The following is an 8,494-nucleotide window of genomic DNA, read 5'->3' on the forward strand; positions in this document are numbered from 1 at the left end:
CGCGGGCCGGTCGATGGGCATGACCGAGGCCCAGATCCTGTGGCGTATCGAGGTGCCGCTCGGGCTCCCGCTCCTGGTCGGCGGTATCCGCGCCGCGACGCTGCAGGTACTGGCGACCGTGACGATCGCGGCCTACATCGGCCTCGGCGGACTCGGGCAGTACATCATCGCCGCGATTCCGCTCCGTCGCTTCGACATCCTCATCGGCGGTGCTCTCCTCGTCGCCGTCCTCGCGCTCGTGATCGACGGACTGTTCGCCCTGCTCCAGCACCTCGTCGTGCCCCGTGGCATCCGTGCCGCCGGTGCCGCCTCGCCGCGCGCGCGTTCTGCGCGCGAGCGGCGTGCCGAAGCCCTCGCCGTCGGCGCACCCGCGTCGTCGACGACCTCCTGACCCACCCGACTCCCACCACCAGAAAGAGGAACCCATGTTCACAGCACGAACTCGCAAGGGTCTCGGCGTCTTCGCCGGACTCGCGGTCGCCTCGCTCGCCCTCGCCGGTTGCGGCGCCTCGAGCGATCCCCTGAGCGGCGGCGGCGACGCCAGCGCCTCGTCCGACGAGATCGTCGTCGGCTCTCAGGCGTACTTCTCGAACGAGATCATCGCCGAGATCTACGCCCAGGCCCTCGAGAACTCCGGGCTCACGGTCAAGCGCCAGTTCCAGATCGGTCAGCGCGACGCCTACATCCCGCTGCTCGAAGACGGCACCGTCACGGTGTTCCCGGAGTACAGCGGTAACCTGCTGCAGTTCTTCGACAAAGAGACCACGGCGCGTACGGCCGACGAGGTCTACGCCGCGCTGCCGGCCGCCCTGCCCGAGGGCCTCGAGGTGCTCGACCAGTCGACGGCCACCGACCAGGACTCGTACACCGTGACCGCGGCGTTCGCACAGGCCAACGGCTTGACCTCGATCGCCGACCTCGCGAAGGTCACGACGCCCTTGACCCTCGGCGGCAACGCCGAGCTCGCGGAGCGTCCCTACGGCCCGCAGGGCCTGAAGTCGACGTACGGCGTGGACGTGCAGTTCTCGCCGACCGGTGAGACCACCGTCGACGACCTCATCGCCGGCACCGTCCAGATCGCGAACGTCTACACCGCCGACCCGCGCATCCAGACCGACGACCTGGTCACGCTCGAGGACCCCGAGGGTCTGTTCCTCGCCTCGAACGTCGTGCCCGTGGTGAACTCCCAGGTCGCGTCGCAGGTCTCGGACGTCCTGAACAAGGTCTCCGCCGCCCTGACCCCCGCGGGTCTGGTGGAACTGAACGTGAAGTCGACGGTGGACCAGCAGTCCTCCGAGGACATCGCGAAGGCCTGGCTCGCCGACAACAACCTCTGAGCCGAAGCCACACCAGCGGGGCCGTCCGGGAGTCCGGGCGGCCCCGCTGCGCGTCCGGGCACCCGCGTCCACCGAGACTGCATCTGCCTGACATACCCGCTGCAGCGTGCAGTGGAGATGTCAGGCGGATGCAGTCTCGCGCTCCGCGCAGCGCGCAACCCGCGGTGCGGGCGAGCGCCCCGCGGACCGCCGGGGTGCCCGCGCCGCGTAGCCTGGGACGGATATGGCACATCTGCTCGGGGGCGAAGCCCTGCACCTGGAATACCCGACCAAGGTCGTGTTCGACTCCGTCTCGCTGGGCGTGAACGAGGGCGACCGCATCGGCATCGTCGGCCGCAACGGCGACGGCAAGTCGAGCCTGCTCGGCATGCTCGCCGGACTCCGCGAGCCCGACGGCGGTCGCGTCACGGTGCGCGGGGGAGTGACGGTCGGCGTCCTCGACCAGCAGGACACCCTCGACGACGACGACACGATCGGCCACGCCGTCGTCGGTGACCGCCCCGAGCACGAGTGGGCGGGTGACGCGCGCACGCGCGACGTCATTGCCGGACTCTTGGGCGACCTCCCGTGGGACGCGCGTCTGGGCGAGCTGTCGGGCGGCCAGCGCCGCCGCGTTGCCCTTGCACGGCTGCTCTCGGGCGACTGGGACGTGCTGTTCCTCGACGAGCCCACCAACCACCTCGACGTCGAGGCCATCACGTGGCTCGCGGGGCACCTGAAGCGCCGGTGGTCGCCGTCGGCGGGCGGTCTGCTCGTCGTGACGCACGACCGGTGGTTCCTCGACGAGATCTGCACCGTCACGTGGGAGGTGCACGACCGCATCGTCGAGCCCTTCGAGGGTGGGTACGCGGCGTACATCCTGCAGCGCGTCGAGCGGGATCGTCAGGCCGCCTCGATCGAGCAGCGCCGTCAGAACCTCGCCCGCAAGGAACTCGCGTGGCTGCGGCGCGGTGCGCCCGCGCGCACGTCGAAGCCGAAGTTCCGCATCGACGCCGCGAACGAGCTCATCGCGGACGTCCCCGAGATCCGCGACCGCGTCGCGCTGCAGTCCCTCGCGGTCGCGCGCCTCGGCAAGGATGTCGTCGATCTCCTCGACGCCGGTGTCACCTACGGCGAGCACACGGTGCTGAAGGACGTGGAGTGGCGCATCGCGCCGGGGGAGCGCACCGGCATCCTGGGTGTCAACGGTGCCGGCAAGTCGACGCTGCTGGGCCTGGTGTCGGGCACGGTCGAGCCGACGACCGGTCGCGTCAAACGGGGCAAGACCGTCAAGGTCGCGACGCTCACCCAGCGCCTCGACGAGCTCGAGCAGCACATGAACGACCCCGTGCGCATCGTGATCGCCGGCTTGCGCACGACGTACACGTTCGGCGCCGGATCGAAGGCGCAAGAGCTCACCCCGGGGCAGTTGCTCGAGCGTCTCGGTTTCTCCAGCGCCCAGCTGTCGACCCCGGTGAAAGACCTGTCCGGCGGGCAGAAGCGGCGCCTCCAGCTGCTCCTGATCCTGCTCGACCAGCCCAACGTCCTCATCCTCGACGAGCCGACGAACGACCTCGACACCGACATGCTCGCGGCGATGGAAGACCTGCTCGACTCGTGGTCGGGCACGCTCATCGTCGTCTCGCACGACCGGTACTTCCTCGAGCGCGTCACCGACCAGCAGTTCGCGATCCTCGACGCCAAGCTCCGGCACCTCCCCGGCGGCGTCGAGGAGTACTTGCGCCTGCGGGCGCTCCAGGATGCCGAGCCCTCGCGCTCCGCGGCATCCGGATCCTCGTCCGCCCCCGCGGAGCCGGGACTCCAGGGCGCGGGCCTGCGTGCGGCGCAGAAGGAGGCGTCGGCGCTGGAGCGGCGCATCGAGAAGCTGCAGGCCCAGATCGACCGCGCCAAGGCGGCGCTGGCCGACCACGACCAGGCGGACTACGTGGGCCTCGGCAAAGAGATGCAGCGCATCACGGACCAGGAGTCCGAGCGCGACGAACTGGAGTTGCGCTGGTTCGAGCTCACCGAGACGATCGGCTGAGATCCGCTCGCGGCCTCAGTGGAAGCCGTACTCGAGGATCACGATGAACAATCCCAGCATCGCGGTGGCGAAAGCCCCGAAGATTCGGGCCAGTAGGGGTGCGCGACGGCTCTGGAACGCGTGGTACCCGAGGATCGCCAACACGATGAACGCCGCGAACATGCAGTAATCCACCCCGTCCGAGACCGTGGCGCCGCTGAAACCCGCGATCACGAGCACGAGGATCGAGGGGACCGAGGCGTACAGCATCCCCGCACCGTGCCGCACGGCGTTCCTCGTCGCCGCGCGGAAGCCGTGCTCGGAATGCTCGGTGAGCGTGTGCGCGAAGACGTGGGCGATGAAGAACACGATCAGGCTGGCGACGGACGTCGCGAGCATGTCCTCGATGCTCTCGGCGTGGTCCTCCGCGATCGTGACGAACGCCGTGAACACGATGAGCCCGTAGATCGCGGCGGGGGAGCGGAACCGGACGTCGAACCAGTTCAGCACCCGGCGTCCCACCGACGGCGGTGCGGCGGGGGCGCTCATGCGTCGAACCCCAGGCTCAGCTTGCGCAGCAGGGTCGCCAGTCGCTCGCGGTCGCCGCGCGAGAGGCTCTCCAGCAGCACCGCCTCGGCGTCCACGAGGCGCGTGATCGCGGCATCCACGCGCACACGTCCGTCATCTGTCAGGGTCACCAGGATGCTCCGTCCGTCGCCGGGGTCGGCCTCGCGTCGTACGAACCGGCGGGCGACGAGCCGGTCGATGCGGTTGGTCATGGTGCCGCTGGAGACGAGCGTCTGCTGCAGCAGCTGCTTCGGGCTGAGCTGGTACGGCTCGCCGGCACGGCGGAGGGCCGAGAGCACGTCCCACTCCCACGACTCGATGTCGCTGCGGCGGAACGCCTCTTTGCGCGCGATGTCGAGGTGGCGGGACAAGCGTGCGACCCGCGAGAGCACCTCGAGCGGCGAGAAGTCGAGGTCGGGTCGTTGGCGCACCCAGGCCTCGACGATGCGATCGACTTCGTCGCTGTCCCGGCTCACGTCTTCATTATGTCGAGAACGTCCCGGCGCCGCGGTCTGGCAGACTTGACCGGCGCCCCCTGGCGCGGTCCGCCGTGGTGTAACGGCAGCACGACAGCCTTTGGAGCTGTTAGGTCCAGGTTCGAATCCTGGCGGCGGAGCATGACATCACCGACCGAGTTGGCCGTCGTCGTCCTCGCTGCGGGTCAGGGAACGCGGATGCGTTCGCGTACGCCGAAGATCCTCCACGCCGTGGGCGGCCGTCCGCTCGTCGGGCACGTGCTCGACACCGCGGCATCCCTCGACCCGTCCCGCATCGTCGTGGTCGTCCGTCACGAGCGCGAGCGCGTGGCCGAGACGGTCACCGAACTGGCCCCGGGCGTCGTGATCGTCGACCAGGACGAGGTGCCCGGCACCGGGCGTGCGGTCGAGGCCGCGCTCGGCGCGCTCGAGGACTTCGCCGGCGACGTCCTCGTGCTCAGCGGCGACGTGCCGCTCCTGCAGTCGCACACCCTCGCCGACCTGGTCGAGACGCATCGCGCGGGCGGTACCGCCGTGACGCTCCTCACCGCGCGCGTCGACGACCCCCGGGGGTACGGGCGCATCATCCGCGACGGCGACGACGGCGTGCAGCGCATCGTCGAGCAGAAGGATGCCACGGCCGACGAGGCCGCGGTCACCGAGATCAACGTCGGCGTCTACGTCTTCCGCGCGGCGCCGCTGCGCGAGCATCTCGCGCTCGTCGGCACTGCCAACGCCCAGGGCGAGAAGTACCTCACCGACGTCGTGGCGCTGCTGCGCGACGCGCGACTGGGGGTCGCGGCATCCGTCACGCCCGATGCGGGCGCCGCACTCGGGGTGAACGACCGCGTCCAGCTGTCCGAGGCCGGCCGCACGCTCAACGCCCGCACGGTCCGCCGCTGGCAGCTCGAAGGCGTCACCGTCGTCGACCCCGCCACGACCTGGATCGACGTCACCGCCGTGCTCGCCCCCGATGTGACGATCCTCCCGAACACGCACGTGCGCGGGGCGACGGTCGTCGCGGCGGGTGCCACGATCGGACCCGACACTTCTCTCGTGGACTGCGAGATCGGAGAGGATGCCACCGTCACCCGCACCGACGGGACGCTCGCCGTCGTGGAGGCGGGGGCCACGGTCGGCCCGTTCGCCTACCTCCGGGCGAACGCCCGCGTCGGCGTGAACGGCAAGGTCGGCACGTTCGTCGAGGTGAAGAACTCCTCCATCGGCGAGGGCAGCAAGGTCCCGCACCTGTCCTACATCGGTGACACCGACATCGGCCGCGGCGTCAACCTCGGGGCGGGGGCCATCACCGCGAACTACGACGACATCACCAAGCACCGCACCGTGATCGGCGACGAAGTGCACAGCGGCTCGCACAACGTCTTCGTCGCGCCCGTTACGATTGGGGATGGCGCCAAGACCGGCGCCGGCGCTGTGATCCGCAAGGATGTCCCGGCCGGTGCGCTGGCCCTGAGCGTCGCACCCCAGCGGAACATCGAGGGGTGGGTCGAGAAGAATCGACCGGGCACCGGAGCGGCCGATGTGGCTGCGCGGGCTCGGGGTGAACAGGAAGCGCGCGATGGCTCGTAAGAAGAACCGTGTAGATCTCGACCGCGACAACGGCATCGCCCCCGGGCTCGTCGCCAAGACCAAGAAGCGGCTCGTCGTCGCTTCGGGTCGGTCGCACCCCGAACTGGCCGAGGAGGTCGCGCGGCACCTCGGCACCGAACTCGCTCCCACCGAGCACCGCACGTTCGCGTCCGGTGAGATCTACACCCGCTTCGAGGTGTCGATCCGCGGGTGCGACGTCTTCGTGGTCCAGTCCTTCGGTCCGCCGGTGAACGAGTGGCTCATGGAGCTGCTCATCATGCTCGACGCCCTCAAGCGCGCGTCCGCCAAGCGTGTGACGGTCGTCGCGCCGTACTTCCCGTACTCGCGCCAGGACAAGAAGGGCCGCGGTCGCGAGCCGATCAGCGCGCGCCTCGTCGCCGACCTGCTCAAGACCGCCGGTGCCGACCGCATCATGAGCGTCGACCTGCACGCGGCGCAGATCCAGGGCTTCTTCGACGGTCCCGTGGACCACTTGTTCGCCAAGCCCGTGCTGCTCGAGCACTTCGAGCAGGGCCTGACCGGCGAGGACCGCGAGACCCTCACCGTCGTCTCGCCCGACATGGGGCGCGTCCGCGTCGCCGACACCTGGTCCGACAGCCTCGGCGCGCCGCTCGCGATCATCCACAAGCGCCGCGACCCGAAGGTCGCCAACCAGGTCTCGGTGCACGAGATCGTCGGTGACGTCCACGGGCGCACGTGCCTGCTCGTCGACGACATGATCGACACGGGCGGCACGATCCAGAAGGCGGCGCAGGCGCTCAAGGCCAGCGGCGCGCGCAAGGTCATCGTCGCCGCGACCCACGCGATCTTCAGCGATCCCGCGAGCGTCCGCCTGCAGGATCCCGCGATCGACGAGGTCGTGGTCACCGACACGGTTCCGCTCCCGCCGGAGCGTCGATTCCCGGGACTGACCGTCCTGCCGATCGCGCCGCTGCTCGCTCGCGCGATCCACGAGGTCTTCCAGGACGGGTCGGTCACGAGCATGTTCGGCGGCGACGCCTGAGATTCATCGGCGGCTCAGAGGTTCGCCGAAGTCTGAACCAGGGTCGGGTCGAGATCGTGTCCTCATCGTGAGCACGACCGCGCCGCGAGGCACGACCGAAAGAGGACCCGCATGATCCGTACGACCGCCGTCCCCCGCCCCGTCCGCGTCGGCACCGCCCTGCTGGGCGTCGCCGGGATCGTGACCCTCGCCGGATGCTCCGGCGGGACCACCGATGCCGCGGCGCCGGCACCCGCCGCGTCGTCGGCGCCGAGCACGAGCGCCGCCGACGGTGGCTCGTCGTCCTCGGGCACGTACACCGACGGCACGTACGAGGCCACGGGCCAGTACGCCACGCCCGAGAGCGTCGAGACCGTCGACGTCACCCTGACGCTCGCCGGCGACACCGTCACCGACGTCACCGTCACGGGCGACCCGCAGGCCGCGGAGTCCCGCCGGTACCAGGGCGAGTTCATCGGCGGCATCAAGGACGAGGTCGTCGGCAAGAAGCTCGACGAGATCTCGGTCAGCAAGGTCGCCGGATCCTCGCTGACCAGCGGCGGCTTCATGAAGGCCGTCGACGCGATCAAGTCCCAGGCCCAGGCCTGACCCCATGACCGCGGCGACCACGACCGGTTCGGTCTGGACGTTCGACGCGATCGGCACCTCGTGGGCGATCGAGACGGCGCACCCGCTGTCGGCGGTCGCCCGCGCGGGGGTCGCGGTCGCCGTCGACGGTTTCGACCGGGAGTGGTCGCGGTTCCGCGACGATTCGCTGGTCTCGGCGCTCGCGGCGGGACGCACGGCCTCCGTCGCGGCTCCCGCGGACACGGATGCCATGCTCGCGCTGTACGACGAGCTCGATGCCGCGACGCGGGGTGCCGTGAACCCCCTCGTGGGCGATGCCCTGGCCCGGCTCGGGTACGACGCCCGGCTCACGCTCGCGCCCCGGGGAGCGGCGGAGCCGGCGCCGGCCTGGCGCGACGTGCTGACGTGGGGGAGTGGCATCCTGTCGATGTCCCGACCGGCGATGCTCGACGTGGGTGCGCTCGGCAAGGGGCGCCTGGTCGACCGCGTGCTCGACATCGTGCGCGCCCACACCGACGGTGACGTGATCGTGGACGGCTCGGGGGATCTCGCGGTGCGCGGTGCGCCCGTCCGCATCGGCCTGGAGCATCCCTACGATCCCGAGCGCGCGATCGGCGTCGTCACGGTGCTCGACGGTGCGCTGTGCGCGTCGGCGATCACGCGCCGCGCGTGGGGCGACGGGCTGCACCACGTCCTGGATGCGCGGACCGGGGCTCCCGTGCGCGCGTACGCCGCGACCTGGGCCGTCGCCGACACCGCGATGCGGGCCGACGCCCTCGCCACCGCACTGTTCTTCGACGGCGGCGCCGAGCTCGCGGCCGCCTGGGGTGCGACGTGGGTGCGCATGCGCACCGACGGCCGCGTGGAATGGTCGCCCGGATTCGAAGGAGAGATCTTCTGATGAGCGCCACCCTCACCGCCGGTTCCACCC

General features: G+C 70.5%; 9 protein-coding genes and 1 tRNA gene. 8 read left to right on the forward strand and 2 right to left on the reverse strand.

Translation table 11 applies throughout. The annotated features are described in order from the left end of the window. The 3 genes from LQV45_RS12785 to LQV45_RS12795 form a co-directional block, all read left to right on the forward strand. A partial coding sequence (locus tag LQV45_RS12785) for an ABC transporter permease subunit (RefSeq protein WP_230007354.1) occupies positions 1-391 on the forward strand: 391 nt, incomplete at its 5' end. 34 nt (positions 392-425) lie between these two features. Then, positions 426-1,337 carry an ABC transporter substrate-binding protein gene (locus LQV45_RS12790; protein ID WP_230007355.1) on the forward strand — a complete coding sequence of 304 codons (912 nt, stop codon included), beginning with the start codon at positions 426-428 and terminating at the stop codon, positions 1,335-1,337. Between the two features lie 223 nt (positions 1,338-1,560). Next, the gene (locus tag LQV45_RS12795) at positions 1,561-3,360 is read left to right on the forward strand and encodes an ABC-F family ATP-binding cassette domain-containing protein (protein ID WP_230007356.1); all 1,800 of its coding nucleotides are present in this window, start codon (positions 1,561-1,563) and stop codon (positions 3,358-3,360) included. Between the two features lie 15 nt (positions 3,361-3,375). Here LQV45_RS12795 and LQV45_RS12800 read toward each other — a convergent pair whose 3' ends face one another. After that, complete coding sequence (locus tag LQV45_RS12800; protein WP_230007357.1) at positions 3,376-3,888, reverse strand: hypothetical protein; 513 nt, start codon at positions 3,886-3,888, stop codon at positions 3,376-3,378. Further along, positions 3,885-4,382, reverse strand: a complete 498-nt coding sequence (locus LQV45_RS12805; RefSeq protein WP_138172755.1) for a MarR family winged helix-turn-helix transcriptional regulator — start codon at positions 4,380-4,382, stop codon at positions 3,885-3,887. The genes LQV45_RS12800 and LQV45_RS12805 overlap by 4 nt, the downstream gene beginning before the upstream one ends. Before the next feature lie 68 nt (positions 4,383-4,450). On the opposite strand from LQV45_RS12805, the gene LQV45_RS12810 reads away from it, so the two are divergent. The 5 genes from LQV45_RS12810 to LQV45_RS12830 all read left to right on the forward strand — a co-directional run bounded on the left by LQV45_RS12810 (position 4,451) and on the right by LQV45_RS12830 (position 8,464). Further along, positions 4,451-4,522, forward strand: a tRNA-Gln gene (locus tag LQV45_RS12810). Between the two features lies 1 nt (position 4,523). After that, positions 4,524-5,972 carry a bifunctional UDP-N-acetylglucosamine diphosphorylase/glucosamine-1-phosphate N-acetyltransferase GlmU gene (gene glmU / locus LQV45_RS12815; RefSeq protein ID WP_230007358.1) on the forward strand — a complete coding sequence of 483 codons (1,449 nt, stop codon included), beginning with the start codon at positions 4,524-4,526 and terminating at the stop codon, positions 5,970-5,972. Beyond that, positions 5,962-6,996, forward strand: coding sequence for a ribose-phosphate diphosphokinase (locus LQV45_RS12820; protein WP_138172757.1), 1,035 nt, complete (start codon positions 5,962-5,964; stop codon positions 6,994-6,996). Before glmU ends, LQV45_RS12820 begins: the two co-directional genes overlap by 11 nt. A gap of 111 nt (positions 6,997-7,107) precedes the next feature. Beyond that, positions 7,108-7,584, forward strand: a complete 477-nt coding sequence (locus LQV45_RS12825; protein ID WP_230007359.1) for an FMN-binding protein — start codon at positions 7,108-7,110, stop codon at positions 7,582-7,584. A gap of 4 nt (positions 7,585-7,588) precedes the next feature. Continuing rightward, a complete protein-coding gene (locus tag LQV45_RS12830) occupies positions 7,589-8,464 on the forward strand; it encodes an FAD:protein FMN transferase (RefSeq protein ID WP_230007360.1) in 876 nt (291 codons plus the stop codon). The last annotated feature ends 30 nt before the right edge of the window (positions 8,465-8,494 follow it).

It is taken from the genome of Microbacterium sp. Bi128 (assembly GCF_918698205.1).